The organism is Xylophilus ampelinus, from assembly GCF_003217575.1.
Lineage (GTDB): Bacteria > Pseudomonadota > Gammaproteobacteria > Burkholderiales > Burkholderiaceae_C > Xylophilus > Xylophilus ampelinus.
Map to the genome: position 1 here is coordinate 78,270 of NZ_QJTC01000014.1, position 25,422 is coordinate 103,691.

Below are 25,422 nucleotides of genomic sequence, written 5' to 3' on the forward strand. Positions count from 1 at the left end.
GGATTTCCCCATGCTGGTTGATGGCGTCCGGGCAACTCAGGAAACCGCGGCGACGAACCCGCGGCTGGCCCGGGATTTCGTGCGGTTCTGCGTCGATTCCGGCGTGCTGCGCTTCGGCGAATTCAAGACCAAGGCGGGCCGCCTGAGCCCGTACTTCTTCAACGCGGGTCTCTTCGACGACGGTGCCAAGCTGGGCCGGCTGGCCGAATTCTATGCACAGGCTCTGGCCGCCAGCGGCATCGCATTCGACATGGTTTTCGGCCCGGCCTACAAGGGCATTCCGCTGGCGGCGGCGGTGTCGGTCGAGCTGGCGCGGCGCGGCCGCAACGTACCGTTCGCCTACAACCGCAAGGAAGCCAAGGACCACGGCGAGGGCGGCACCTTGGTGGGCGCGCCGCTGGCCGGTCGGGTACTGATCATCGACGACGTGATGTCCGCCGGCACCGCCGCGCGCGAGTCGATCGCGCTGATCCGGGCCGCCGGAGCCGTCCCGCATGCGATGGCGATCGCGCTCGATCGCCAGGAGAAAGCGACCGAGAACGGGCAGGACGTGGACCACAGCGCGGTGCAGTACGTGCGGGGCCGTCTGGGCATGCAGGTCTGCACCATCGCAAGGCTGGCCGATTTATTGCTGTATCTGAATGAAACAGGCGGCGAGAGTGCCGCCCACCATGCCCGGGTGATGGCCTACCGCCAGCGCTACGGCGTCCAGGACTGATACGACGACAGGAACACAGTGGAAGCAGCGCGCAGGCCGAGGAAGACGGGAGCATGGGCGTGTGCCGTGGCGGCGCTCTGGTGCGCGGCGGCGGGCGCACAGGCCCAGATGGCCGGCGGCGGCCCCAGCATTTACGCCTGCGTCGATTCCAAGGGCCGGCGGCTCACCTCCGACCGGCCGATCGCCGAATGCCTCGACCGCGAGCAGCGCGAACTCAACCCCAGCGGATCGCTGCGCCGGATGGTGGTGCCGCCGCCGACCGAGATGGAGCGCCTGGCGCAGGAGGCGCGCGAACGTGCCGAGGCCGAGCGCCGTGCCCAGGCCGCCGAGCAGGCGCGCCGCGAGCGGGTGATGCTGGCCCGTTACCCCAACGAGGCGGCGCACAACGCCGAACGCGCCAGCGCGCTGCAGCGGGTCGACGAGAGCATGGCGCTGACCCGGCTGCGCATCGGGCAGCTGGAACGCCAGCAGAAGGGGGTCGAGTCCGCGATGGCGCGCTTCGACACCGACAGCGCCAGGATGCCCGCCGGCCTGTTCCAGGAAAAGGCCGATGTGCTGAAGGCGATCGGCACTCAAAAGCGTGGCCTGGCCGAACTGGAGCAGGAGAAGCAGCGGGTGAACCAGCGCTTCGACGCCGAGAGCGCCCGCCTGCGGCCGCTCTGGGCCTCGCCGCCGCCCGAGCCGGCGCAGCCAGCGCCGATCCTGCTGCCGCGCTGATCGGCAGGGGCGGCCCGTGCCGCCCGAAGAATGGAGCGCGGGGCCGCGGGGCACGGCGCCAAGTGCCGTGCTTCAGGGCAAGGCAGGCATCGCGCGCCTGCCGCGCAGCCAGGCCGCAGCGGCTCGGCCCGCGGTGGATCAGTCCTGGAGCTTCTGCCGCAGCAGCGCGTTGACCTGCGCCGGGTTGGCCTTGCCCTTGCTGGCCTTCATCGCCTGGCCGACCAGCGCGTTGAAGGCCTTTTCCTTGCCGGCGCGGAACTCCTCCACGTTCTTCGGGTTGGCGGCGAGCACTTCGTCGAGGATCGCCTCCAGCGCGCCGCTGTCGTTGTCCTGGCGCAGGCCTTTTGCCTCGATCACTGCATCGACATCGTCTGGGTGTACGCCCATCCCGCTTTGCTTGGTTGCAGTCCAAAAACTGTTGAACAATTCCTTGGCAACCTTGGAAGATATTGTGTTGTCGTGTTCTCTGAACGCGATTCGGCCAAGCACATCAGGCATGACATGCCATTTTTCAGCGTTCCAGTCACCGGCGTTTTCGTCGTTGATCTTTCTGGAAAGCTCGCCAGCGACCCAGGTAGCAACACGGCGTACAAATGAAGGCTCCCGGATCACGTTTGCCGGGATTCCGGTGTCTGAATTCCAGATTGACGCTTTTTCAAAATAGCTTGATTTAGCGTTAGTGCTTGTCAGCTGATCTGAAAGATAGGCCGAGAGACCATAGTTGCGTTGATAGTCAGCCGCCACTTCACGAGGAGGCTTCAGCATTTGCGCTCTCACTTCTTCGATCCAAGCATCACTGATCACCAGCGGCGGCAGGTCGGGGTCGGGGAAGTAGCGGTAGTCGGCCGCGTCTTCCTTGGTGCGCATCGCGCGGGTCTCGCCGGTGTCGGGGTTGAACAGCACCGTGGCCTGCTGGATCGCGCGGCCGTCCTCTATCTCCTCGATCTGCCAGCGGATCTCGTAGTCGATCGCCTGCTGCATGAACTTGAAGCTGTTCAAATTCTTGATCTCGCGGCGGGTGCCGAGCGGCTGCCCGGGCTTGCGCACCGAGACGTTGGCGTCGCACCGAAAGGAGCCTTCCTGCATGTTGCCGTCGCAGATGCCGATCCAGGTCACGATCTTGTGCAGCTCGCGTGCATAGGCGACCGCCTCGGCGGACGAGCGGATATCGGGCTCGGTCACGATCTCCAGCAGCGGCGTGCCGGCGCGGTTCAGGTCGATGCCGCTCTGGCCGACGAAGTTCTCGTGCAGCGACTTGCCGGCGTCTTCCTCCAGGTGGGCGCGCACCAGGCGCACCGTCTTCTTCTCGCGCGCCGCGTCGGCGCCCTTGCCTGTCTCCAGGAAGAACTCGACGCTGCCGCCCTGCACCACCGGTATCTCGAACTGGCTGATCTGGTAGCCCTTGGGCAGGTCGGGATAGAAGTAGTTCTTGCGGGCGAAGACGCTGCGCGGCGCGATGTGCGAGCCCAGCGCCAGGCCGAGTTCGATCGCGCGTTCGACCGCGCCCTTGTTCATCACCGGCAGCGTGCCCGGCAGCGCCAGATCGACCGGCGCGGCCTGGGTGTTGGCCTCGGCGCCGAAGGCGGTCGGCGCGCGGCTGAAGATCTTGGAGACGGTCGAGAGCTGGGCATGCGTCTCGAAGCCGATGACGACTTCGTAGCCCTGCACCAGCGGCCCGGTGGGGCGGCCTTCCTGTGCAGCCGCAAAGGTGGATTCAGTGCTCATCGCGGAAGTCCTGTGGCGAGATCATGGGGGCACCGCGGAACCGGCTTTGCCGGGCCGCGGGTGCCGCCCCCGGCGTTGGGGTTGGCGGTAGCGCACGCAGTGCGCGAAGCCTCGGGGAGAGCGGAATGCATCAGATGCCCTCCGGCTTGCGCGTATGCCAGTCGGTGGCTTGCTGAAACCGGTGGGCCGCGTTCAGCAGCAGCGCTTCGGCGAAGTAGTTGCCGATCAGCTGCAGGCCCACCGGCATGCCCGCGGCACCGAAGCCCGCCGGCACGCTCATGCCCGGCAGGCCGGCCAGCGAGGCGGGCAGGGTGAAGATGTCGGCCAGGTAGTCGGCGAGCGGGTCGCTGCCGTGCTCGCCGATCTTCCAGGCGACGGTGGGGGCGACCGGGCCGGCGATCAGGTCGCAACTCTTGAACGCGTTCTGGAAATCGTCGGCGATCATGCGGCGGATCTTCTGGGCCTGCAGGTAGTAGGCGTCGTAGTAGCCGTGGGACAGCACGTAGGTGCCGATCATGATCCGGCGCTTGACCTCGTCGCCGAAGCCTTCGGCGCGGGTCTTCTTGTACATGTCGAGCAGGTCGGTGTAGTGCGCCGCGCGGTGGCCGAACTTCACGCCGTCGAAGCGGCCGAGGTTGGACGACGCCTCGGCCGGCGCGATGATGTAGTAGACGGGAATCGACAGCTCGGTGCGCGGCAGGCTGATCGGCACCAGCGTCGCGCCCAGCGTCTCGTATTCGCCCAGCGCGGCATCGACCGCGGCGCGCACGTCGGCCGACAGCCCCTCGCCGAAGAATTCCTTCGGGATGCCGATGCGCAGGCCTTGCAGGCTGTCGTTCAGCGAGCGGGTGAAGTCCTCGGGCGGCAGGTCGAGCGAGGTGGAATCGCGGTCGGGGTCGGGGCCGCAAATCGCCGACAGCAGCAGCGCGCAGTCTTCGGCGGTGCGGGCCATCGGGCCGGCCTGGTCGAGGCTGGAGGCGAAGGCCACCATGCCGTAGCGGGAGGCCCGGCCGTAGGTCGGCTTGATGCCGGTGATGCCGCAGAAGGCGGCCGGCTGTCGGATCGATCCGCCGGTGTCGGTGCCGGTGGCGGCCGGCGCCAGGCGCGCGGCCACGGCGGCGGCGCTGCCGCCCGAGGAGCCGCCGGGCACCCGCGCGGTGTCCCACGGGTTGCGCACCGGCACCACGGCGTCGCCGCCGGCCGCGGGCACGGCGACGTTCTCGTTGGCCGAGCCCATCGCGAACTCGTCGCAGCTCAGTTTGCCGAGGGTGACGATGCCCTGGCCGGCCAGTTTGGCCACGACCGTGCTATCGAAAGGAGAGCGGTAGCCGGCCAGCATGCGGGAGCCGGCGGTGGTCGGGAAATCGCGGGTGACGAAGATGTCCTTGTGCGCCAGCGGCACGCCTTCGAGGCGCCCGGCGGTGCCGGCGGCGATGCGGGCATCGGCCGCGCGGGCCTGGGCCAGCGTGGCTTCGGGGTCGAGCGCCACGTAGGCGCCCAGGTCGGCGCGGGCGGTGGCCCGGTCTAGGAAGTGCTGCGCGGCCTCGACGGCCGAGACGTCCTTGGCCGCGAGGCGGGCGGCCAGCTGGGCGACTGTCAGGTCGTGCAGGGCGGTGGATGCGGTGGGTGTGCTGCTCATGCCGGGCTCATTCGATCACGCGGGGGACGAGGTAGAGGCCGCTCTCGACGGCGGGCGCGCTCTTCTGGCTGTCGTCGCGCGACGGGTAGCGGTCGACGGCGTCGTCGCGCAGCCGCAAGGTCACGTCCTGGACGGCGGCGACGGGGTGGGCCATCGGTTCGATGCCGGCGGTGTCGACCGCGCGCATCTGCTCGACCACGTCGAAAAAGCCGTTGAGTTGCGCCAGCAGGCGGTCGCCTTCTTCGGGGCGCAGTTCGAGCCGTGCCAGGTTGGCAATGCGACCGATGTCCTGGGGTGTGAGTGCCATAGGGAAAGGAGGGCGTCGCGGACGCCTGAAAACCGGAGGGTAAGCGTGGGGGCCGGCGCCGCCGCAGCCGCGGTGGCGCATGGGGGATCGGGTATTATCCCGCCTTCGCCGAAACAGCCCGCCAGGCCTGTTGCGCCGGCGAAATCGCCGTCGGCTGCGCGTATCCCCCCGTTTTTCATCCTGATTCGACCCCAGAAATTGGCGACGGTTGGCCGACGCGCACGCCGTGCCAGAGAGGACTTTGATGTTTGGTTCCTTCCGTCGGTATTTTTCCACCGACCTCGCCATTGATCTCGGCACCGCGAATACGCTGATATTCGCCCGCGACAAGGGCATCGTGCTCGACGAGCCCTCGGTCGTCGCCATCCGCCACGAGGGCGGACCGCACGGCAAGAAGGTGATCCAGGCCGTGGGCCGCGAGGCCAAGGCGATGCTCGGCAAGGTGCCCGGCAACATCGAGGCGATCCGCCCGATGAAGGACGGCGTGATCGCCGACTTCGTGATCACCGAGCAGATGATCAAGCAGTTCATCAAGATGGTGCACCCGCGCACGCTGTTCACTCCCAGCCCGCGCATCATCATCTGCGTGCCCTGCGGCTCGACCCAGGTCGAGCGTCGCGCGATCAAGGACGCTGCCGAGGCCGCCGGCGCCACCGCCGTCTACCTGATCGAGGAGCCGATGGCCGCCGGCATCGGCGCCGGCCTGCCGGTGTCGGAAGCCTCCGGCTCGATGGTGGTCGACATCGGCGGCGGCACGACCGAGGTCGGCGTGATCTCGCTCGGCGGGATGGTCTACAAGGGCTCGGTCCGCGTCGGCGGCGACAAGTTCGACGAGGCCATCATCAACTACATCCGCCGTAACTACGGCATGCTGATCGGCGAGCCGACGGCCGAGGCGATCAAGAAGAAGATCGGCTCCGCCTTCCCCGGCTCCGAAGTGCGCGAGATGGAAGTCAAGGGCCGCAACCTCAGCGAAGGCGTGCCGCGCAGCTTCACCATCAGCAGCAACGAGGTGCTCGAAGCCCTGACCGATCCGCTCAACAACATCGTCTCGGCCGTGAAGAACGCGCTGGAGCAGACGCCGCCCGAACTGGGCGCCGACATCGCAGACCGCGGCATGATGCTGACCGGCGGCGGCGCCCTGCTGCGCGACCTGGACCGCCTTCTGGCCGAGGAGACCGGCCTGCCGGTGCTGGTGGCCGAGGAGCCGCTGACCTGCGTGGTGCGCGGCTGCGGCATGGCGCTGGAGCGCATGGACCGCCTGGGCAGCATCTTCACGTCTGAGTAGGCCCTCTCGGCTTTTCATTCCGCTGCGCTCCATGTAATTCGCCATGTCCCCGAGGGGGAGGGCTCCGCCGGCGCCAGGCAGACCCCTGGCGCGGCTGGGGCGGACACCGCGAGGTGCGGTGGTGGCCGTATCGGGCGGTGCTTCGCGGATGAGGTGGGTGCGTGGTTGCGCCGACCTTTCGGGCCGTCTTGAACGAAAAGTGGCCGCAGCTGGCGCTGCTTGACGACTTCTAGCTATATCTTTTGTAGCATTGTGTGGCGATCGAGGGGCTCTGCGGCGGCGGCGGCGCTGGGGCTCTTTATGATGGCGCGCTGCGCGTCGGGCTTTGTCGTCCTGGCCGCCTTCGTTTTCCCACTCATTGGTTCGCCGTCCTGCCGCGTTTTTTCCTACCATGCCCCTGGGAACCCTGGACCGCACTGCGCCGCCTTTCTTCAAGCAGGGTCCGTCGGCTTTGTCGACGCTGGTGTTCTTCGCCGCGCTGGCGCTGTTCTTGATGGTGGCCGATGCGCGGCTGGGCATCACGCCGCCGCTGCGGATGGCGATCTCCACCGTGCTGTATCCGCTGGAGCGGATCGCGCTGCAGCCGGTGGCGTGGGTGCGCGGCGGGCTCGGCTATCTGCAGACGGTGCAGTCGGCCCAGCAGATGGAAGACACGGCGCGCCAGCAGATGCTGCAGCAGTCGCAGCGCGCCAACCAGGTCGAGGAGCTGCTGCTCGAGAACGGCCGGCTGCGCGCTCTGCTGGCGCTGCGTCCGCGGCTCACGGTGCCCGAGCAGGCGGCCGAGGTGCTGTACGACGCGCCCGATCCCTATACCCGCCGGGTGATCATCGATCGGGGGATGCTGCAGGACGTGGCCGTCGGCTCGCCGGTGATCGACGAGGCCGGCGTGCTGGGCCAAGTGACCCGGGTGCACCCGTTCCTGGCCGAGGTGACGCTGCTGGTCGAGCGCGACTACGCGATCCCGGTGCTCAACACCCGCACCGGCGCGCGCAGCGTGGCCTACGGCAACCCGGCGTCCGACCTGGACGGCGGGCTGGAACTGCGCTTCATGCCCAGTGCCGCCGACGTGCAGGGGGGCGACGTGCTCACTACCAGCGGTGTCGACGGTGTCTATCCCGCCGGCCTGCCGGTGGCCAAGGTCGACAGGGTCGAGCGGCGTGCCGACTCGGCCTTTGCCCGGATCCACTGCATCCCGATGGCGCGGATGGAGGGCGCCCGCCATGTGATGGTGCTGCAGCCGTTGAGCGAACAGCTGCCGCCCCGTCCGGCCGCGACGCCGGCCACGCCGCAGGGCGCGGCGGTGGCGGGCGCGCCGCGCGGCAAGCCCGCGGCGGGCGCCGCCAGACCGGTGGCGGCCGGTGCGGCACCGGCACCGGCTGCCGGCACGCCCGCTGCGGCGGTTGCGGGCACCGGTGCGGCCCGGTCGGCCGCCGCCGCGTCCACGGCCGGCTCCAGGCTGGCCACTCCCCCCGACACCGCCCCGGCATCGGCCGCTGCCGCGCGCAAACCGGCACTCGTCGCCCCTGCGGCGTCGGCGCCCGCGCCCGCCGCCGCCCGGGCCCCGTCGGCCACGCCGCGTGCCGCTCCGGCCACCCGGGCCGCCGCGCAGCTATGAGTCTCGCCGTGCGCCCCGTCCATCCCTGCGCGGCCGCCCGGCGGCCGCGCGCCCATGCCGCACCGTCGGCCGGAGCTTTCGCATGATCATGGCCAAGGGCCAGCAGCAGTTGCTGCTGCCGGTCAATCCGGCTTTCCTGTGGGGCAGCCTGGCGGCCGCGCTGCTGCTCGACCTGCTGCCGATCGGGCGCGCGGTGTGGGCGCCCGATCCGTTGCTGCTGCTGCTGGTCTTCTGGGCGGTGCACCAGCCGGCACGGGTGGGCATGGGCGCGGCCTTCGTGCTGGGTCTGTGCATCGACGTGCACCAGGCGGCCCTGCTGGGGCAGCATGCGCTGGGCTACACCGTGCTGGTGTTTTTGGGCGGCTACCTGCAGCGGAGGCTGCTGTGGCTGAGCGTGGCGGAGCAGACGGTGCAGCTGCTGCCGGTGTTCTTCGCGGCGCAGGTGATCGAGACCCTGGTGCGCACCGCCACCGGCGGCGTGTTCCCGGGCTTCGGCTTCGTGCTGGCGCCGGTGTTCGAGGCGCTGCTCTGGCCGCTCGCGAGTGTGGTCTTGCTCGCGCCTCAGCGCCGGGCGCCGGACCCCGACGAAAATCGACCGCTCTGATGGCGCTCCCCCAGGTTCCGTGCTTCGCGTCTGCGCCCACCCCCTCGCCGAGGGTGATACCAGCGGCCCGGCGGAGCCGGTTCCGCAGGAGCCCTGTAATGTGCGTGATGGGTGTTGCGCTTTGTTTTGCAGGGCTTGATTCATGACCGAACTTCGTAATACCGAGGCCGACCTCCACCGCTTCCGCCGACGGGTGATCGTGATCGCGCTGGTGGTGCTGGGGGCGTTCGGGCTGGTGCTGTCGCGGCTGGTGTACCTGCAGGTGACCCGGCACGAGGACCTTGCGGCGCAGGCCGAGAGCAACCGGACGGCGGTGGTGCCGATCGTGCCGAACCGGGGGCTGATCCTCGACCGCAACGGTCTGGTGCTGGCGACCAACTATTCGGCCTACACGCTGGAAATCACGCCGTCGAAGGTGGGCGCGCTCGACGACACGATCGACGCGCTGGCCGAGATCGTCGAGATCACGCCGCGCGACCGGCGCCGCTTCAAGAAGCTGGTGGAGGAGTCGCGCAATTTCGAGTCGCTGCCGGTGCGCACCCGGCTCAGCGACGAAGAGGTGGCGCGCTTCGCGGTGCAGCGCTACCGATTGCCGGGCGTGGAGATCAAGGCGCGGCTGTTCCGCAACTATCCGTTCGGCGACCTGGGCGGCCATGTGGTGGGCTACATCGGCCGGATCAACCCGCGCGAGAAAGAGCGGCTCGACGATTCGGAAGACGCCTCCAACTACCGCGGCACCGAAGTGATCGGCAAGCTGGGCGTCGAGCAGAGCTACGAACGCGAGCTGCACGGCACCACCGGCGTCGAGCAGATGGAGACATCGGCCGGCGGCCGCGCGGTGCGGCGGCTCTCCAGCCGGCCGGCCAGCCCCGGCCATTCGGTGGTGCTGACGATCGACATCAAGCTGCAGAAGATGGTCGAGGACCTGTTCGGCGACCGCCGCGGCGCGTTGGTGGCGATCGACCCGAAGACCGGCGAGGTGCTCGCCTTCGTCAGCAAGCCGACGTTCGACCCGAACCTCTTCGTCGACGGCATCGACCAGGAGAGCTGGGCGGCGCTCAACGAATCTCTCGACAAGCCGCTGCTCAACCGGGCGCTGCGCGGTACCTACCCGCCGGGCTCCACCTACAAGCCGTTCATGGCGCTGGGCGCGCTGCAGACCGGCAAGCGCGGGCCGGGCGTGGTGGTCAACGACCCGGGCTTCTACATGTTCGCCGGCCACCGCTTCGGCAGCCCGGAGGGCAACCTGGGCGGCGTCGACATGCAGCGGGCGATCCAGCTGTCGTCGAACGTGTACTTCTATTCGCTGGCCAACGAGATGGGCGTGGACATGATCCACGACTTCATGAAGCCGCTCGGTTTCGGCCAGATCACCGGCATCGACATCAACGGCGAGGTGCGCGGCGTGCTGCCCAGCACCGAGTGGAAGCGCAACACCTACAAGCGGCCCGAGCAGCGCAAGTGGTATGCCGGCGAGACGATCTCGCTCGGCATCGGCCAGGGCTACAACGCGTTCACGATGCTGCAGCTGGCGCAGGCCACCGCGATCGTGGCCGACGGCGGCATCAAGCACCGGCCGCACCTGGTGCGCGCCACCAGGGACGCGGTCAGCAGCATCCTGACGCCGTTGGCGCAGCCGCCGGCGGTCGATCTGCAGATGAAGCCGTCGAACATCGCGGTGATCCGCAACGGACTGGTCAGCGTGGTCACCAGCGGCACGGCGCGCGCGGTGTTCGCCGGGGCACCGTACCAGGCGGCCGGCAAGACCGGCACGGCCCAGGCGGTGACCATCGCGCAGAACACCAAGTACAACGCTCGCGCGCTGGAGGAACACCAGCGCGACCACGCCCTGTTCATGGCCTTCGCGCCGGCCGACAACCCGAAGGTGGCGCTGGCGGTGATCGTCGAGAACGCGGGCTGGGGCGCCGGCGCCGCCGCCCCGATCGCGCGCCGGGTCTTCGACTACGTCCTGGCCGGCCAGTACCCGAGCGAGGAAGACATGGCCGCCACCCGCATCGGCAAGGCCGGCGCCCCGATCGGCAAGCCGCGCCGCGTGGAGGACGTCGAGCTGGCCGCGCCGTGACGTGCCGCAGGCCTCGGCACGGCTTCGGTCATCGGATGGATGCTATGAAATATATAGCTGGTGGTCGGCGTCGTGCAACGGCTTGAGGCCCAAAACGCTCTGAATTCTGCCGTCGCCAGGCCAAAAAAAAGCGCCGGACCACATGGTCACGGCGCTGTGAGAAATGCCACGCATCTCATGGAGGATGCTTCGGGCCTTGTTCTGGTTCTGTTCGGTCTGGTGTCTGTCTCCTCGGCCCCCGCCCCAACAGGTCCCCGGGGGCCTGTTGGCGAGTGGCCTCAATGTAGTGCCTTGCACCACCCTGGCGCATAGGGCTTACCCGCGCTTGGTGCATGGCCGGCCCGCCGCAAGACCGCACGGCGTGCGCAGGAACAGTCTGCGGCCGGGCGACGGGCGCGGTGGCTCGGCAGAATCGGCCCGCAGCGCCCGTGCCGACCTGTCGCCGGCCACACGCACTCCGAGGAGCAGACCGCTTGACCGCCACCACCGTCGATTACTTTTTCTCGCCCCAAAGTCCGTGGGCCTACCTGGGCCACGATCGCCTCGTCGCCCTGGCCGCGCAGGCCGGCGCCACGGTGCGGCTGCTGCCGGTCGACCTGGGCCACGTGTTCCCGGTCTCGGGCGGCGTGCCGCTCGGCAAGCGGGCGCCGCAACGCCAAGCCTACCGGCTGGTGGAGCTGCAGCGCTTCGCCCGGTACCTGGGCCTGCCGCTGGTGCCGCAGCCCACCTTCTTTCCGGTGTCGGGCGACGACGCGGCCCGGCTGCTGATCGCGGTCGACCACCACGACGGCACCGCCGCCGCGCTGCGCCTGGCCGGCGCGGTCTTCGCCGCGGTCTGGGCCCGGCAGCGCAACATCGCCGACCCGAAGGTGCTGGAGGCCTTGCTGGACGAGACCGGACTGCCGGCCGCGCGCTACGAGCAGTCGCACAGCCAGGCCGTGCACGAGCGCTACGAGGCCAACACCGAGGAGGCGATCGCCGCCGGCATCTTCGGCGCGCCGAGCTACGTGGTCGGCGGCGAGATTTTCTGGGGCCAGGACCGGCTCGATTTCCTGCAGCGCAAGCTGCAATCCACATCCCTTCAAGGAGCATGACACCCATGGGTTCTTCCACCGTTCAACTCACCGCCGCCGACGGCTTCCAGTTCCCCGCCTACGTGGCCGAGCCCACCGGCACGCCCAGGGGCGCGATCGTGGTGCTGCAGGAGATCTTCGGCGTCAACTCGCACATCCGCGCGGTGGCCGACGGCTACGCCGCGCGGGGCTACCTGGCCGTGGCACCGGCCATCTTCCACCGGGTGCGCCAGGGCGTGGAGCTGGGCTACACCGAGGCCGACATGAAGGCCGGCATGGAACTGAAGGCGGCGGTCGAGGCGTTGCCCGCGCCCGGCGCGCTGCAGGACGTCCAGGCCGCCGTGCTGTATGCGGCCAAGGCGGGCACGGTCGGCATCGTCGGCTACTGCTGGGGTGGCCTGCTGGTGTGGCGCGCGGCCGAGCTGGTGCAGGGCCTGTCGGCCGCGGTGGTGTACTACGGCGGCGGCGCGACCAGCCCCGAGGAGATCGCCCGCACGCCGCGCACCCCGGTGCTGGCGCATTTCGGCGAGAAGGACCACTACATCTCGCTGCCGAGCGTCGAGGCCTTCAAGGCGGCCCATGCGGACGTCGAGGTGCACGTGTACCCGGCCGACCACGGCTTCAACTGCGACCAGCGCGGCTCCTACGACGCGCCCGCGGCGAGGCAGGCGCTGGAGCGCACGCTGGCGTTCTTCGCGCGGCACGTCGGCTGACCCACGGGGCCGGTCCGCACGAATGCGGGCGGGGCCTGCCCCGCCTTCTCCACGGGCCTCGCAGCGCAGCGCAGCCGCAGCGCGCCCGGCGCCACGGCGCGCCCGCTCTCAGGGCCGAGGCGTGCGTTCCAGCGGCTTGCACGGCTCCGGCTGCGCGATCGCATCGATCATCGTCGACGCCCGGCGCGCCGACGCCTGGGTCCGCTGGACCAGCCGGTCGGCCTCGCGCTGGTGGGCCTCGCCGCCGCCCGTATGGCCGACGGGCGCGCCGATCAGCTGTTTGATCTCGCGGCCCGCCTCGGCGCTGCGCAGCGCCAGGCTGTGGGCCTCGCCGGCCAGGCGGGAGAGGCTGCCGCCGCACACGTCGTTCTGCCGCACCACCTGCATGGCAGCATGCCGCGCCAGTTGCTCGGTCTGCAGGACGATGCCGTCCATCAGCCCCGCGGCATCGAGCACCCGCCGGGCCGAGAGGGGTTCCGACAGCGCATGGGCGGCCTGTGCCACGGTGGCCCCGGGCGTGCCGGCCGCCACGGAGCCCGGTGGCATGTCGGCGGGCACCGACAGGGACGGCACCGCGGCAGGAGCGGTGGCCGGCATCAGACGCTGCAGTGCCCGGAACTCCTGCTGTCGCGCGCGGGCCGCATGCACCCGGTCGGTGATGTCGGCCGCGTAGGCCACCACCCGGCGCACCCGGCCCCCGGCATCGACCACCGGACTGTACTGCGCCTGGAACCAGGCGCGGCTGCCGTCGGCGGTGGTGAAGTACAGGCAGTCGACGCTGGCCTCGCCGCGCAGGATCGCCCACCACAGGGTGTCGGGATCGGCGCCGGCGGTGTCCTGCGGGTCGAGCAGGGTCCGGTAGAGCCGGCCGTTGAGCTGCGCCGGGCCCAGGCGCAGGCGCTGCTGCAGTGTCGCGTCGGTCTCCACCACCCGGCCGTCGGCGTCGAAGGCCAGGATCGCCTGGTGCTGGTAGAGGGTCTCCAGTTGCCGGTAGGCGCCCGGCAGCCGGCGCAGGGCCGACAGGCGCGAGAGGGTCGAAAGAAGTCGGGCTGGTATCACGGCAGGCTTTCGGGAAAGCGGGCAGGTCGCCGCTGCCATGTCTACGCACATTCGCAAAGCCCGGATGCAATTCTGCGGATTTTTTATGCCGAGGCACTTCCCCAGGTCTCTTCCAGGTGGGTCAGCAGCGCCCGCATGGCCGCGCTGTTGTGCCGGCGCTGCGAATAGGCGGCGTAGAGCCAGACGTCCTGCTGCGAATGCTGCTCCAGCACCTGTTCCAACGTGCCCGCCTCCAGCTGCGGCTGCAGGATGAGCCGTGGCAAACAGACCACGCCCAAGCCCCGCAGCGCGACCGAGATCAGCGGCGCCGCATCGGTCGCCTCCAGCCGGCTGCGCAACGCGACGGTGTGCGGCTGGCCATTCACCTGGAAGCGCCAGTAGGGCTGGGCACTCTGCAGCGAGTAGTTGAGCGCGTCGTGGCGGGCGAGGTCGTCTGGATGTTCCGGCCGGCCGTGCCGGTCCCAGTAGGCGGGCGTGGCGCAGACGCAGAACTCCACCTGCCGCAGTCGGCGCACGATCAGGTTGCTGTCGTCGATCGTGCCGACCCGCAGCGCCACGTCGATGCCCAGCTCGACCAGGTCGACCATCCGGTTGCTCAGGTGCAGGCTGAGGGTGACCGCCGGGTAACGCTGCATGAAGCTGCTCAACACGTGCGGCAGCGAGGTGGCCCCCAGCCCGTGCGGTGCCGACAGCCGCAGCCGGCCACCGGGCTGCTCGGCCCGCTCGCTCAGCTCGTTCTGGGTGATGGTCATCATCTCGATGAGCGGTGCGCTGCGCTCCAGCAGCAGGGCGCCGGCATCGGTCAGGCTGACGGTGCGGGTCGAGCGGTTGAGCAGCCGCACCTTCAGCCGGGATTCCAGCTCGGCCACGTACTTGCTGACGCTGGCCTTGGAAAGCGCCAGCGGCACCGCGGCCTTCGAGAAGCTGCCGCGCAGCGCCACCTCGCGAAACGCTCGGATCAGGTCGAGAGAGTCCATTGTTTCAATATGTGAAACCCTGCAGGCGGGCGTATGAGTTTGTGGCCTTGTAGGACTCGGCTTACGATAATAGTTTAGACACGAAATTTAATCTGGAACCAAATGCACGACATCGTCATTGATTCGAATTACGAAACAGTGTGATTCTATCCGTGGGCATTGAAGGATGAAGCTTCGGCCTAAGCTCATGTTTCTGCCCGGTGCAACAGATGCGAACCCGAAGTCCCCAGCGGACCGAGGGCGCCCCAGTGCCCCGGGTTGGTTTGAAACTCACAATAAGGAAATCAGCATGAACGCATCCCGACTCCTCGCTATCGCAGCTTTCGCCGCCACCGCTTCCCTCGGCGCCCACGCAGCTCCGATGGGCGAAGGCGACACCCGGTCGCCTTACGCCGCCCAGGCACCGATGGCGCTGGTCGCCCCGGCCGGCTATACCATCAACAAAATCGCTACCGGTGCCGTGCGCCCCGTGGCCACCGCCGGTGAAGGCGACCAGCGCTCGCCGTACGCCGTGCGCATCGAATCGACCACCGACCGTGCTTCGGTGAACGCGCAGGCTCGCGAAGCCGTCCGCCTGGGCCAGGTCGCTCATGGCGAAGCCGGCTACATGTAAGACCGCGGCAGGCCGGCGACCCCGCCGCCTGCGCACGGACTGCACGCAAAAAGCCGACACCTTCGGGTGTCGGCTTTTTGCCTTTCGCGGCCGGTGCATGCGGCCCCGAAAGACAGCGGTCAGCGGCTCGGCCGCGCTAGGTATTTCTTGCGCCAGAACCAGCCGATCAGCACGACGGCGATCACCGCCATCGTGCCCATCGCCCACCAGAAGCCGTCCTGCTTGTGGGTCAGCGGGATCACCTCGAAATTCATCCCGAAGATGCCGGCGATCAGGTTCAGGGGCAGGAAGATGGCGGTGAGCGTGGTCAGCACCCGCATGATGTCGTTGGTGCGGTTGCCCTGCAGGCTGAAATGCATCTGCACCGTGGTCTCGGCGGTCTGCTCCATCCGCCGCACGTGGTGCACCACCCGCTCGATGTGCTCCAGCACGTCGCGGCTGCGCACCTGCAGCAGGTCGCGCTCGCGTTGGGCGGCGACGGTAGCGGGCTCGGGCCAGGCCTCCAGCGCGTCGATCCAGTCCTGCACCGCGGCGCGCTGGTCCTCGCAGATCTCGTCGAGCTGGTGCAGCGCCAGCCGGGCGTCGAGCAATGCGCTCCAGTCGATGAAGCGGCTGTGCGGCTGCAGCAGCTGGTTCTGCCAGAGGTCGAGGCCCCGTGTCAGGTCGCGCCGCAGCTCCAGGTAGCCGTCGACGACCAGGTTGACGATGCGCAGCATCAGGTCGGCCGGGCTGGCCGGCTGGCGCGCGCCGGTGGTCCGCGTCTCGCTCCCGTGGCCGGCCAGGAGGCGCAGGGCGTAGGCGTCGCGTACCGCGCAGTCCTCGGGATGCACTGTCAGCAGCACCTGGTCGAAGATGGCGAAGCCGATAGGCCGGGTATCGACCCGGCGCAGGGCGGCCGGCGGCGCGGCGGCGGCGCCCGCATCAGTGCCGGGAGCGGCGGCCGCGGACGCCGGCGTGGCGCCCGGGCCGTCCGCCTGCGCCGCCGCCCCGTGCTGGGTGGCCAGCCGTCGGAACACCAGCAGGTCGTACTGCGAGGTGTAGTCGTAGTGCGAGGGCAGCTGGGCGTTCAGCAGGTCGGACACGTGCAGCTCGACCAGCTGCACCCCGGCGACAGCCAGGAGCGCCGCCTGGACCTGTGCCTGCCCGGCGGAGAACTCCGACCGGCTGCAGGCGATCCAGTAGAAGCCCTGCGGCGAGGGCGCGGCGGGCAGGCGGTCGGTTTCGGCGACGCGGCCGCCGTGCAGTTCGAAGATGCGCATGGAAAGACCGGCTGGCCGGCCCGGGTGCTTATGAGCCAATCATAGCCACGGCCGGCACGGGACGCCGACCACATGCTATTTATTTTGTAGCAAACGGGCGGCATGCAACGCGTGGTAGGTCAGGATGCCGTCGGCCCCGGCGCGCTTGAAGGCGAGCAGGCTTTCGAGCATCGCGACGTCGTGGTCGAGCCAGCCGTTGGCGGCGGCGGCCTCGAGCATCGCGTACTCGCCGCTCACCTGGTAGGCGAAGGTCGGCACCCGGAACTCGTCCTTCACCCGGCGCACGATGTCGAGGTAGGGCATGCCGGGCTTGACCATCACCATGTCGGCGCCCTCGGCCAGGTCGAGCGCCACCTCGCGCAGCGCCTCGTCGCTGTTGCCCGGGTCCATCTGGTAGGTCTTTTTGTCGCTCTTGCCCAGGTGGGCCGACGAACCCACCGCGTCGCGGAACGGGCCGTAGAAGGCGCTGGCGTACTTGGCGCTGTAGGCCATGATCTGGGTGTGGATGTGGCCGGTTTCCTCCAGCGCGGTGCGGATCGCGCCGATGCGGCCGTCCATCATGTCGCTGGGCGCGACGATATCGACGCCCGCCTCGGCCTGGGTCAGGGCCTGGCTCACCAGCAACTCGATGGTGACGTCGTTGAGCACGTAGCCCGATGCGTCGATCAGGCCGTCCTGGCCGTGGCTGGTGTACGGGTCCAGCGCCACGTCGGTCAGCACGCCCAGGTCGGGCAAGCGCGATTTGAGGGCGCGCACCACCCGCGGCACCAGGCCGTCGGGGTTGGCGGCCTCGCGGCCGTCGGGCGTCTTCAGGGCCGCGTCGATCACCGGGAACAGCGCGATCGCCGGGATGCCGAGGGCCACGCATTCCTCGGCCAGCGGCAGCAGCAGGTCGAGGCTGAGCCGCTCCACACCAGGCATCGAGCCGACGGCTTGGCGCTGACCTTGCCCGTCGAGCACGAAGACCGGGTAGATCAGGTCGTGCGCGCTGAGCCGGTTTTCCCGCACCAGGTTGCGGCTGAAAACATTGCGACGCAGGCGGCGGGGGCGGGCGAGGGGGTAGGGCGTGGGGCTGGAGTGGTGCATGGATGCGATCTTGCCCCGAAATGCGGGACGGCAGCACCCGCACGGACGGGGCGGCCGTTGTCGGTGCGGATGGTACGCATACATACCGTTCGTCGGAGGGAGGCTTGCGACAAGTGGGACTAATCTTTACATTTCTTTCCGGGCGACAAGGTCGTCCCCCGCTTTTCCTCCCTGAGCGGGTATCTCGCGCCTGCGGGCCCGAGGTTTATCCAACCCGGCCTTGTGCCGGGTTTTTTTTGGGGTCCGTTTCCGCCTCCACCCGCGGCGGACCCGGCCGGTGCGGTCCTACACTCGGGCCATGCTCTGGGTCAAATCGCTGCACATCGTCTTCGTCGCCAGCTGGTTCGCCGGCTTGTTCTACCTGCCCCGCATCTTCGTGAACCTGGCCCAGGTGCCGGCCGGCTCCGACGCCGAGCGCGACCGGCTGCTGCTGATGGCCCGCAAGCTGATGCGCTTCACCACCGTTCTGGCGGTGCCGGCCCTGGTCTTCGGTCTGTGGCTCTTCCTGGGCTACGGCATCGGCCGCGGTCCGGCGTCGGAGGGCAACGGCTGGATGCACGCCAAGCTCTTCGTCGTGCTGCTGGCCCTCGGTTACCACCATGCCTGCGGATCGCTGCTGCGCAAGTTCGTGGCCGGGCGCAACCGGCACAGCCATGTCTGGTACCGCTGGTTCAACGAAGTGCCGGTGGTGCTCTTGCTGGCGACGGTCGTGCTGGTGGTCGTCAAGCCTTTCTAGAGCGTGCCGTTCCCAACCCCTCCCGCAGCCCCGGACGTGCCGGCTCCGGCGGACGCCGTGGGCCGCACCGTCGAAGGAAACGGGCGGCCCGGTCCGGTGGGCCGGCCGGGCGGCGGGCTCCTGACCTCCGCTTGGCCGCTGGCGCTGGCCTATGCGGTGCTGGTGGTCTACGCCAGCCTCTACCCGTTCGACAGCTGGCGCGACCAGGGCATCGCGCCCTGGGCCTTCCTCACCGCGCCGCTGCCGCGCTGGTGGACCGGCTTCGACGTCACCTCCAACGTGCTGGGCTACGCGCCGCTGGGCTTCCTGGCCGCGCTGGCCGCGCTGCGCACCGGCCGCGGCCCGCGCGGCGTCCTGACGGCGGTGGCGGCCTGCGCGCTGCTGTCGCTGCTGCTCGAATCGTTGCAGAGCTACATGCCGGTGCGGGTGCCCTCCAACGTCGACCTGGCGCTGAACGCCGCCGGCGCCACGGCCGGCGCGGCGGTGGCCTGGGGCCTGGAGTGGCTCGGCGCCATCGCCCGCTGGGACCGGGTGCGGGCCCGCTGGCTCGAGCCTGAATCGCGCGGCGCGCTGGTGCTGCTGGCGCTCTGGCCGGTCGCGCTGTTGTTCCCGGTGGCGGTGCCCTTCGGCCTGGGTCAGGTGCTCGAACGGCTGGAGGAAACGCTGGCCCTGCTGCTGGAGGACACTCCCTTCCTCGAATGGATGCCGATGCGCGAGGTCGAGCTGCAGCCGCTGATTCCCGGCGCAGAGCTGCTCTGCGTGACGCTGGGCGCGCTGGTGCCGGTGCTGCTGGCCAACTGCATCGTGCAGGGCCGGCGTGCGCGGGCGGTGGCCTCGGCCCTGGTGCTGACGGCGGGCGTGGCGGCGACGGCGCTGTCGTCCGCGCTGACCTACGGGCCGTCGCACGTCGGGGTGTGGCTGAGCTTTCCGGTGCAGGTAGGGCTGGCGACGGCGGTGGTGCTGGGCATCGGCACGCCGGCGGTGCCGCAGCGCGGCTGCGCGGCGGTGGCGCTGCTGCTGCTGGTGGTGCACCTGAATGTGCTGAACGACGCGCCCACCAGCGCCTATTTCGCCCAGACGCTGCAGACGTGGGAGCAGGGTCGCTTCATCCGCTTCCACGGCGTGGTGCAGTGGCTCGGCTGGGTCTGGCCCTACGCGGCGCTCGGCTGGCTGCTGATGCGGGTCTCGCGGCGCCCGCCGCGCCGGCCCGCTGCCTAGAATGGCGCGATGAGCTCCACGACGACCACCACGGAAGCGCCCGCGGCGCAGCCCCCTTACTACGAACGCCACATCTTCTTCTGCCTCAACGAGCGCAAGGGCGGCGAGGACAGCTGCGCGGTGCACGACGCGCAGGCCGGCTTCGACCGCTGCAAGTCGCGGGTCAAGGCGGCGGGCCTGGCGGGCGTCGGCAAGGTGCGGGTCAACAAGGCCGGCTGCCTCGATCGCTGCGCCGGCGGGCCGGTGGCGGTGGTCTATCCGGAGGCCACCTGGTATACCTTCGTGGATGCGGCCGACGTCGACGAGATCGTCGATTCGCACCTCCGGAACGGCCGGGTCGTCGAGCGGCTGCTGCTGCCGCCGGACGTCGGCCGCTGACGCGCGCCTCTCCCGATTTTCAAGCCGAAAGTGCCTGCAGCCAGCGTCCCACGCCGGCCTTCAGCTATCAAATTAATAGTATGCCGATGAACGCCCAGACCCAGGCCCTGCAACTCACCGGCGCCGCCGGTGCGATCGAGGCCGCCCGCGACACGCCCGAAGCCGGCACGCCGTCGCGCGGCACGGTGGTCATCTGCCATCCGCATCCGCTCTTCGGCGGCACGATGGACAACAAGGTGGTGCAGACGATGGCGCGCGCCTTCGTGCAGTGCGGCTGGACGGCGGTGCGCTTCAATTTCCGCGGAGTGGGCGGCAGCGCCGGTGTGTACGACGAGGGACGCGCCGAGGCCGACGACCTGCGTGCGGTGATCGACCAGGCCGCGGCCGCCGGCCCGCTGGCGCTCGCGGGCTTTTCCTTCGGCTCCTTCGTCGCCAGCCAGGCGATCGCCGCGCTCTGGGAGACCCGGCCGGTCGAGAAGATCGTCTTCGTCGGCACCGCTACCTCGCGCTTCGCGGTGGCACCGGTGCCGCCCGCCGCGCACGCGCGCACCCTGGTCGTCCACGGCGAGCACGACGACACGGTGCCGCTCGCCGACGTGATGGACTGGGCGCGGCCGCAGACACTTCCTGTGACCGTCGTTCCCGGTGGCGGCCATTTTTTTCACGGACAATTGCCGCTGCTCAAGGGGCTGGTGATGCGCCACCTGCTCGTACCCTGAGCGCCATATCCGCGTTCCTTTTCCGACGCCTTGCCCGAAATCTCCTGCCTCCCATGATCCGCTTCCTGCCGTCGCTCCGCGCGCTCGTCGTCTTCGCCGCGCTCGCCGCACCGTTCCTCGCCGCGTCCCCGGCCTTCGCCCAGGCGCCGCAGGCCCCCGAGATCGCCGCGCGCGCCTACCTGCTGCTCGACGTCACCGCCGGCCAGACGCTGGCCCAGAAAGATGCAGAGATGCCGGTCGAGCCGGCCTCGCTCACCAAGCTGATGTCGGCCTACATCATCTTCGACGCGCTGAAATCCAAGAAGATCACGCTGCAGCAGACCCTGCCGGTCAGCCAGCGCGCCTGGAAGATGCCGGGTTCCCGCATGTTCATCGACCCGAAGATGCAGGTGCCGGTCGAAGACCTGCTCAGGGGCCTGATCGTCCAGTCGGGCAACGACGCCACCATGGCGCTGGCCGAGGGCGTGGGCGGCACCGCCGAGCGCTTCGTGCAGATGATGAACGACCAGGCCAAGGTCCTGGGCCTGAAGAACACCACCTACAAGAATCCCGAGGGCCTTACCGAGCCCGGCCACACTACCACCGCGCGCGACCTGGGCATCCTGGCCACCCGGCTGATGAAGGATTTCCCCGAGTACATCGGCTACTACGCGCTGAAGGAATACCGCTACCCCGGCACCCCCGCCAGCAACAGCCACAACCGCAACACCCTGCTGTTCCGCGACCCGACGGTCGACGGCTTGAAGACCGGTCATACCAACGCCGCCGGCTACTGTCTGGTGGCGACGGCCAAGCGCGATTTTCCGGGCGTCGGCCAGCGCCGGCTGCTCTCGATCGTGCTGGGTGCCTCGGGCGAGAGCGCCCGCGCCAACGAATCGCAGAAGCTGCTCAACTGGGGCTACACCGCCTACGAGGGCGTAAAGCTGTTCGACGCCAACCAGGCCGTCGTCACGCCGAGCGTCTGGAAGGGCACCAGCAACGCCATCAAGCTCGGCCGCCCCGAGGCGATCGTCGTCGCGGTGCCCGCCGGCAGCGCCGGCAAGGTGAAGACCGACGTCTCGCGGCCCGATCCGCTGGTGGCACCCTTCGACAAGGGCCAGGCCGTCGGCACGCTGAAGGTGTCGCTGGCCGACCAGCCGTTGCTCGACGTACCGCTGGTGGCGCTCGAGGCGGTGCCGCTGGCCGGCTTCCTCGGCCGCAGCTGGGATTCGATCCGCCTCTGGATCAAGTGATCGCCCGGTAGCCGTCGCGAAGCACCCACGGGCCGCAGGGCCGGGGCCTTGTCGCGCCAAGTCCGCGCTGATACATTAGAAGGCTTTTCGGAATTTCCGAAGGGTTTCACGTTTTCGTTCAAGTCAAACGTTTAGGGACGTTTTAATGCCAACCATCAATCAGCTCGTGCGTCAGGGCCGCGAGGTCGAAAAGACCAAGTCGAAAAGCCCCGCGATGCAAAACTCGCCGCAGCGCCGCGGCGTGTGCACCCGCGTGTACACCACCACCCCCAAGAAGCCCAATTCCGCACTGCGCAAGGTCGCGAAGGTTCGCCTGACCAACGGCTTCGAAGTCATTTCCTACATCGGCGGCGAAGGCCACAACCTTCAGGAGCACAGCGTCGTGCTGGTCCGTGGCGGCCGCGTGAAAGATCTGCCGGGTGTGCGTTACCACATCGTCCGTGGTTCGCTCGACCTGCAAGGCGTCAAGGATCGCAAGCAGTCGCGCTCCAAGTACGGTGCCAAGAAGCCCAAGGCCAAGTAAGCCCTGCGCTTTCGTCAGAATTCAAGGTGCTGTTTTCCGCGTGGCGCGGAGAGGCAGCGTAGTGACCCGATGTCCGGGTCGAGTAAGTGAGAGTCCTGCTGGCTCTCGCGGTGTCCGCCAGGATGCCAACTGAAGCAAACAAGAGGTGAAAAATGCCACGTCGTCGCGAAGTTCCCAAACGTGAAATCCTGCCCGACCCTAAGTACGGCAATGTCGAACTCTCGAAGTTCATGAACGTGATCATGGAAGGCGGCAAGAAGGCCGTCGCCGAGCGCATCATCTACGGCGCGCTCGACCTGATCGAGAAGAAAAATCCTGACAAGGACCCGCTGGAAGCCTTCGTCGTTGCGATCAACAACGTCAAGCCGATGGTAGAAGTGAAGTCCCGCCGCGTCGGCGGTGCCAACTACCAAGTGCCCGTCGAAGTGCGTCCGGTCCGTCGCCTGGCCCTGTCCATGCGCTGGATCAAGGAAGCCGCCCGCAAGCGTGGCGAGAAGTCCATGGCCCAGCGCCTGGCCAACGAGTTGCTCGAAGCGACCGAAGGCCGTGGCGGCGCCATGAAGAAGCGCGACGAAGTGCACCGCATGGCAGAAGCCAACAAGGCCTTCAGCCACTTCCGCTTCTAAAAACTGTCACAGCTGTCTCTCACAACAGACAGGTCGGAAGCCCGATCCACCGAAAACGGTGGGCGGGCTTCCGTCCGTTAACGGAGTAAATTTCATGTCCCGCAAGACCCCCATCGAGCGCTACCGCAACATCGGTATCTCCGCGCACATCGACGCCGGCAAGACCACGACGACCGAGCGCATCCTGTTCTATACCGGCGTGAACCACAAGATCGGTGAAGTGCACGATGGCGCGGCCACCATGGACTGGATGGAACAAGAGCAGGAGCGTGGCATCACGATCACCTCCGCCGCGACCACCTGCTTCTGGAAGGGCATGGCCGGCAAGTTCGACGAACACCGCATCAACATCATCGACACCCCGGGCCACGTCGACTTCACCATCGAAGTCGAGCGCTCGATGCGCGTGCTCGACGGCGCGGTCATGGTCTACGACGCCGTCGGCGGCGTGCAGCCTCAATCGGAAACCGTCTGGCGCCAGGCCAACAAGTACCGCGTCCCGCGTCTCGCGTTCGTCAACAAGATGGACCGCACCGGCGCCAACTTCCTGCGCGTGCGCCAGATGATGATCGACCGCCTGAAGGCCAACCCGGTCGTGATCCAGATTCCGATCGGCGCCGAGGACAAGTTCCAGGGCATCGTCGACCTGGTCAAGATGAAGGCCATCATCTGGGACGAAGACAAGGGCGTGACTTTCCAGTACGGCGAGATTCCCGCCGACATCGCCGATGTCTGCAACGAATACCGCGAGAAGCTGGTCGAAGCCGCTGCCGAAGCCAGCGAAGAGCTGATGAACAAATACCTCGAAGGCGAAACGCTGACCGAGGAAGAGATCAAGGCCGCGATCCGCCAGCGCACCATCGCCGGCGAGATCCAGCCGATGCTGTGTGGCTCCGCGTTCAAGAACAAGGGCGTGCAAGCCATGCTCGACGCGGTCGTCGAATACATGCCCGCGCCGACCGACATTCCGCCGGTGTCCGGCACCGACGAAGACGAAGCGCCGGTGGTCCGCAAGGCCGACGACGAGGAGAAGTTCTCGGCGCTGGCGTTCAAGCTGATGACCGACCCGTTCGTGGGCCAGCTGACCTTCGTGCGCGTTTACTCCGGCGTGTTGAGCAAGGGCGACAGCGTCTACAACCCGGTGCGCGGCAAGAAGGAGCGCATCGGCCGGATCGTGCAGATGCACGCCAACAACCGCGAGGAAGTCAGCGAAATCCGCGCTGGCGACATCGCCGCCTGCGTGGGCCTGAAGGAAGTGACCACCGGCGAGACCCTGTGCGATCCGACCTCCATCGTGACCCTCGAGCGCATGGTGTTCCCGGAATCGGTGATCTCCCAGGCCGTCGAGCCGAAGACCAAGGTCGACCAGGAAAAGATGGGCATCGCGCTGCAGCGCCTGGCCCAGGAAGATCCTTCGTTCCGCGTGAAGACCGACGAAGAATCCGGCCAGACCATCATTTCGGGCATGGGCGAGCTTCACCTCGAAATCATCGTGGACCGGATGAAGCGCGAGTTCGGCGTGGAAGCCAACGTCGGCAAGCCCCAGGTGGCCTACCGCGAAACCATCCGCAAGACGGTCGAAGAAGCCGAAGGCAAGTTCGTGCGCCAGTCGGGCGGCAAGGGCCAGTACGGCCACGTGGTGCTCAAGATCGAGCCGAACGAAGCCGGCAAGGGCATCGAGTTCGTCGACGCGATCAAGGGCGGCGTTGTGCCGCGCGAGTTCATCCCCGCGGTGGAAAAAGGCATCAACGAGGCGGTGACCCAGGGCGTGCTGGCCGGTTATCCGGTCGTCGACGTCAAGGTCACGCTGCATTTCGGCTCGTACCACGACGTGGACTCGAACGAACTCGCGTTCAAGATGGCCGCGATCTTCGGTTTCAAGGAAGGCTGCCGCAAGGCCGGCCCGGTGATCCTGGAGCCGATGATGGCGGTGGAAGTGGAAACGCCCGAAGACTATGCCGGAAACGTGATGGGCGACCTGTCCTCGCGTCGCGGCATGGTGCAGGGCATGGACGACATGATCGGCGGCGGCAAGGCGATCAAGGCCGAAGTCCCGTTGTCGGAAATGTTCGGTTACTCGACCACGCTGCGTTCGATGTCGCAAGGCCGCGCCACGTACACGATGGAGTTCAAGCACTACGCCGAAGCGCCTCGCAACGTGTCGGAAGCCATCATGGCGGCTCGCGCCAAATAAGGCTGACCCCAGGCTTCGCACTTCGTGTCTTCGCCGACCCCCTTTCAGGGGGCGACACCGGCGGACCGGCAGAGCCGGATCCGCGGTGTCCCGCGCGAAGACATGGTCTGTCGAGACTGGATTGAATGGTCTGCGACTGTGTGCCTCCCGTTGCCCGTGGCGGGGGAGTCCGCAACACGGTGCAGACCTAAAACAAAACCACGGGCTGTTCTTTATCTGGAGTTGAAAATGGGAAAAGAGAAATTCACACGTACTAAGCCGCACGTCAACGTCGGCACGATCGGTCACGTCGACCACGGCAAGACCACGCTGACGGCGGC

24 protein-coding genes and 1 pseudogene are annotated in these 25,422 nt (G+C 68.3%); 18 read left to right on the forward strand and 7 right to left on the reverse strand.

Annotation, left to right across the window (positions count from 1 at the left end; all coding sequences use genetic code 11):
- Positions 1-10 precede the first annotated feature (10 nt).
- On the forward strand, positions 11-718 hold the full coding sequence (pyrE, locus tag DFQ15_RS10570) for an orotate phosphoribosyltransferase (RefSeq protein ID WP_110465946.1): 708 nt from the start codon (positions 11-13) through the stop codon (positions 716-718).
- Between the two features lie 66 nt (positions 719-784).
- Complete coding sequence (locus tag DFQ15_RS10575) at positions 785-1,435, forward strand: DUF4124 domain-containing protein (RefSeq protein WP_233504411.1); 651 nt, start codon at positions 785-787, stop codon at positions 1,433-1,435.
- A 138-nt stretch (positions 1,436-1,573) separates the two neighbouring features.
- Here the strand turns inward: DFQ15_RS10575 and gatB are convergent, their stop codons facing one another.
- The 3 genes from gatB to gatC form a co-directional block, all read right to left on the reverse strand.
- Positions 1,574-3,160 carry an Asp-tRNA(Asn)/Glu-tRNA(Gln) amidotransferase subunit GatB gene (gene gatB / locus DFQ15_RS10580; protein ID WP_110465948.1) on the reverse strand — a complete coding sequence of 529 codons (1,587 nt, stop codon included), beginning with the start codon at positions 3,158-3,160 and terminating at the stop codon, positions 1,574-1,576.
- A gap of 130 nt (positions 3,161-3,290) precedes the next feature.
- On the reverse strand, positions 3,291-4,799 hold the full coding sequence (gene gatA / locus DFQ15_RS10585) for an Asp-tRNA(Asn)/Glu-tRNA(Gln) amidotransferase subunit GatA (protein ID WP_110465949.1): 1,509 nt from the start codon (positions 4,797-4,799) through the stop codon (positions 3,291-3,293).
- Between the two features lie 7 nt (positions 4,800-4,806).
- Positions 4,807-5,106, reverse strand: coding sequence for an Asp-tRNA(Asn)/Glu-tRNA(Gln) amidotransferase subunit GatC (gene gatC, locus DFQ15_RS10590; RefSeq protein WP_110465950.1), 300 nt, complete (start codon positions 5,104-5,106; stop codon positions 4,807-4,809).
- 244 nt (positions 5,107-5,350) lie between these two features.
- Between gatC and DFQ15_RS10595 the strand changes: the two genes are divergently transcribed.
- From DFQ15_RS10595 to DFQ15_RS10625, 6 genes and pseudogenes are all read left to right on the forward strand, one after another.
- Positions 5,351-6,394, forward strand: a complete 1,044-nt coding sequence (locus tag DFQ15_RS10595) for a rod shape-determining protein (protein ID WP_055837593.1) — start codon at positions 5,351-5,353, stop codon at positions 6,392-6,394.
- Positions 6,395-6,785: 391 nt separating this feature from the next.
- Positions 6,786-7,685 (forward strand): annotated as a pseudogene (gene mreC / locus DFQ15_RS10600) (rod shape-determining protein MreC); the annotation flags it as partial.
- Positions 7,686-8,091: 406 nt separating this feature from the next.
- Positions 8,092-8,613, forward strand: a complete 522-nt coding sequence (mreD, locus tag DFQ15_RS10610) for a rod shape-determining protein MreD (protein WP_110465951.1) — start codon at positions 8,092-8,094, stop codon at positions 8,611-8,613.
- Positions 8,614-8,755: 142 nt separating this feature from the next.
- Positions 8,756-10,696: a penicillin-binding protein 2 gene (mrdA, locus tag DFQ15_RS10615; RefSeq protein WP_110465952.1), complete on the forward strand. Its 1,941-nt coding sequence runs from the start codon at positions 8,756-8,758 to the stop codon at positions 10,694-10,696.
- A 473-nt stretch (positions 10,697-11,169) separates the two neighbouring features.
- Positions 11,170-11,790, forward strand: coding sequence for a 2-hydroxychromene-2-carboxylate isomerase (locus DFQ15_RS10620; RefSeq protein ID WP_233504412.1), 621 nt, complete (start codon positions 11,170-11,172; stop codon positions 11,788-11,790).
- 5 nt (positions 11,791-11,795) lie between these two features.
- On the forward strand, positions 11,796-12,482 hold the full coding sequence (locus DFQ15_RS10625) for a dienelactone hydrolase family protein (RefSeq protein WP_110465954.1): 687 nt from the start codon (positions 11,796-11,798) through the stop codon (positions 12,480-12,482).
- 108 nt (positions 12,483-12,590) lie between these two features.
- Here DFQ15_RS10625 and DFQ15_RS10630 read toward each other — a convergent pair whose 3' ends face one another.
- Both DFQ15_RS10630 and DFQ15_RS10635 read right to left on the reverse strand, forming a co-directional pair.
- Positions 12,591-13,541, reverse strand: coding sequence for a methyl-accepting chemotaxis protein (locus tag DFQ15_RS10630; RefSeq protein ID WP_158529051.1), 951 nt, complete (start codon positions 13,539-13,541; stop codon positions 12,591-12,593).
- An 83-nt stretch (positions 13,542-13,624) separates the two neighbouring features.
- Positions 13,625-14,518, reverse strand: a complete 894-nt coding sequence (locus tag DFQ15_RS10635; protein ID WP_110465956.1) for a LysR family transcriptional regulator — start codon at positions 14,516-14,518, stop codon at positions 13,625-13,627.
- A gap of 289 nt (positions 14,519-14,807) precedes the next feature.
- Between DFQ15_RS10635 and DFQ15_RS10640 the strand changes: the two genes are divergently transcribed.
- Complete coding sequence (locus DFQ15_RS10640) at positions 14,808-15,131, forward strand: DUF4148 domain-containing protein (RefSeq protein ID WP_146228718.1); 324 nt, start codon at positions 14,808-14,810, stop codon at positions 15,129-15,131.
- 119 nt (positions 15,132-15,250) lie between these two features.
- Here the strand turns inward: DFQ15_RS10640 and DFQ15_RS10645 are convergent, their stop codons facing one another.
- Both DFQ15_RS10645 and hemB read right to left on the reverse strand, forming a co-directional pair.
- A complete protein-coding gene (locus DFQ15_RS10645; RefSeq protein WP_110465958.1) occupies positions 15,251-16,390 on the reverse strand; it encodes a magnesium transporter CorA family protein in 1,140 nt (379 codons plus the stop codon).
- A 75-nt stretch (positions 16,391-16,465) separates the two neighbouring features.
- The gene (hemB, locus tag DFQ15_RS10650) at positions 16,466-17,476 is read right to left on the reverse strand and encodes a porphobilinogen synthase (RefSeq protein WP_110465959.1); all 1,011 of its coding nucleotides are present in this window, start codon (positions 17,474-17,476) and stop codon (positions 16,466-16,468) included.
- 298 nt (positions 17,477-17,774) lie between these two features.
- On the opposite strand from hemB, the gene DFQ15_RS10655 reads away from it, so the two are divergent.
- The 9 genes from DFQ15_RS10655 to DFQ15_RS10695 all read left to right on the forward strand — a co-directional run.
- A complete protein-coding gene (locus tag DFQ15_RS10655) occupies positions 17,775-18,212 on the forward strand; it encodes a CopD family protein (protein WP_110465960.1) in 438 nt (145 codons plus the stop codon).
- A gap of 96 nt (positions 18,213-18,308) precedes the next feature.
- Positions 18,309-19,430 (forward strand): VanZ family protein, encoded by a 1,122-nt coding sequence (locus DFQ15_RS10660; RefSeq protein WP_374941023.1) that lies wholly within the window; start codon positions 18,309-18,311, stop codon positions 19,428-19,430.
- 9 nt (positions 19,431-19,439) lie between these two features.
- Positions 19,440-19,808: a (2Fe-2S) ferredoxin domain-containing protein gene (locus tag DFQ15_RS10665; RefSeq protein ID WP_110465961.1), complete on the forward strand. Its 369-nt coding sequence runs from the start codon at positions 19,440-19,442 to the stop codon at positions 19,806-19,808.
- 86 nt (positions 19,809-19,894) lie between these two features.
- Positions 19,895-20,527 (forward strand): alpha/beta hydrolase, encoded by a 633-nt coding sequence (locus tag DFQ15_RS10670; protein WP_110465962.1) that lies wholly within the window; start codon positions 19,895-19,897, stop codon positions 20,525-20,527.
- 53 nt (positions 20,528-20,580) lie between these two features.
- On the forward strand, positions 20,581-21,759 hold the full coding sequence (locus tag DFQ15_RS10675) for a D-alanyl-D-alanine carboxypeptidase family protein (protein ID WP_110465963.1): 1,179 nt from the start codon (positions 20,581-20,583) through the stop codon (positions 21,757-21,759).
- Positions 21,760-21,904: 145 nt separating this feature from the next.
- On the forward strand, positions 21,905-22,282 hold the full coding sequence (rpsL, locus tag DFQ15_RS10680; protein ID WP_055837642.1) for a 30S ribosomal protein S12: 378 nt from the start codon (positions 21,905-21,907) through the stop codon (positions 22,280-22,282).
- 152 nt (positions 22,283-22,434) lie between these two features.
- Positions 22,435-22,908 carry a 30S ribosomal protein S7 gene (gene rpsG / locus DFQ15_RS10685; protein ID WP_055837645.1) on the forward strand — a complete coding sequence of 158 codons (474 nt, stop codon included), beginning with the start codon at positions 22,435-22,437 and terminating at the stop codon, positions 22,906-22,908.
- Between the two features lie 94 nt (positions 22,909-23,002).
- Positions 23,003-25,102, forward strand: coding sequence for an elongation factor G (gene fusA, locus DFQ15_RS10690; RefSeq protein WP_110465964.1), 2,100 nt, complete (start codon positions 23,003-23,005; stop codon positions 25,100-25,102).
- Positions 25,103-25,330: 228 nt separating this feature from the next.
- Positions 25,331-25,422, forward strand: a 92-nt coding sequence (locus DFQ15_RS10695; protein ID WP_146228719.1) for a GTP-binding protein, incomplete at its 3' end; no start/stop codon positions are given.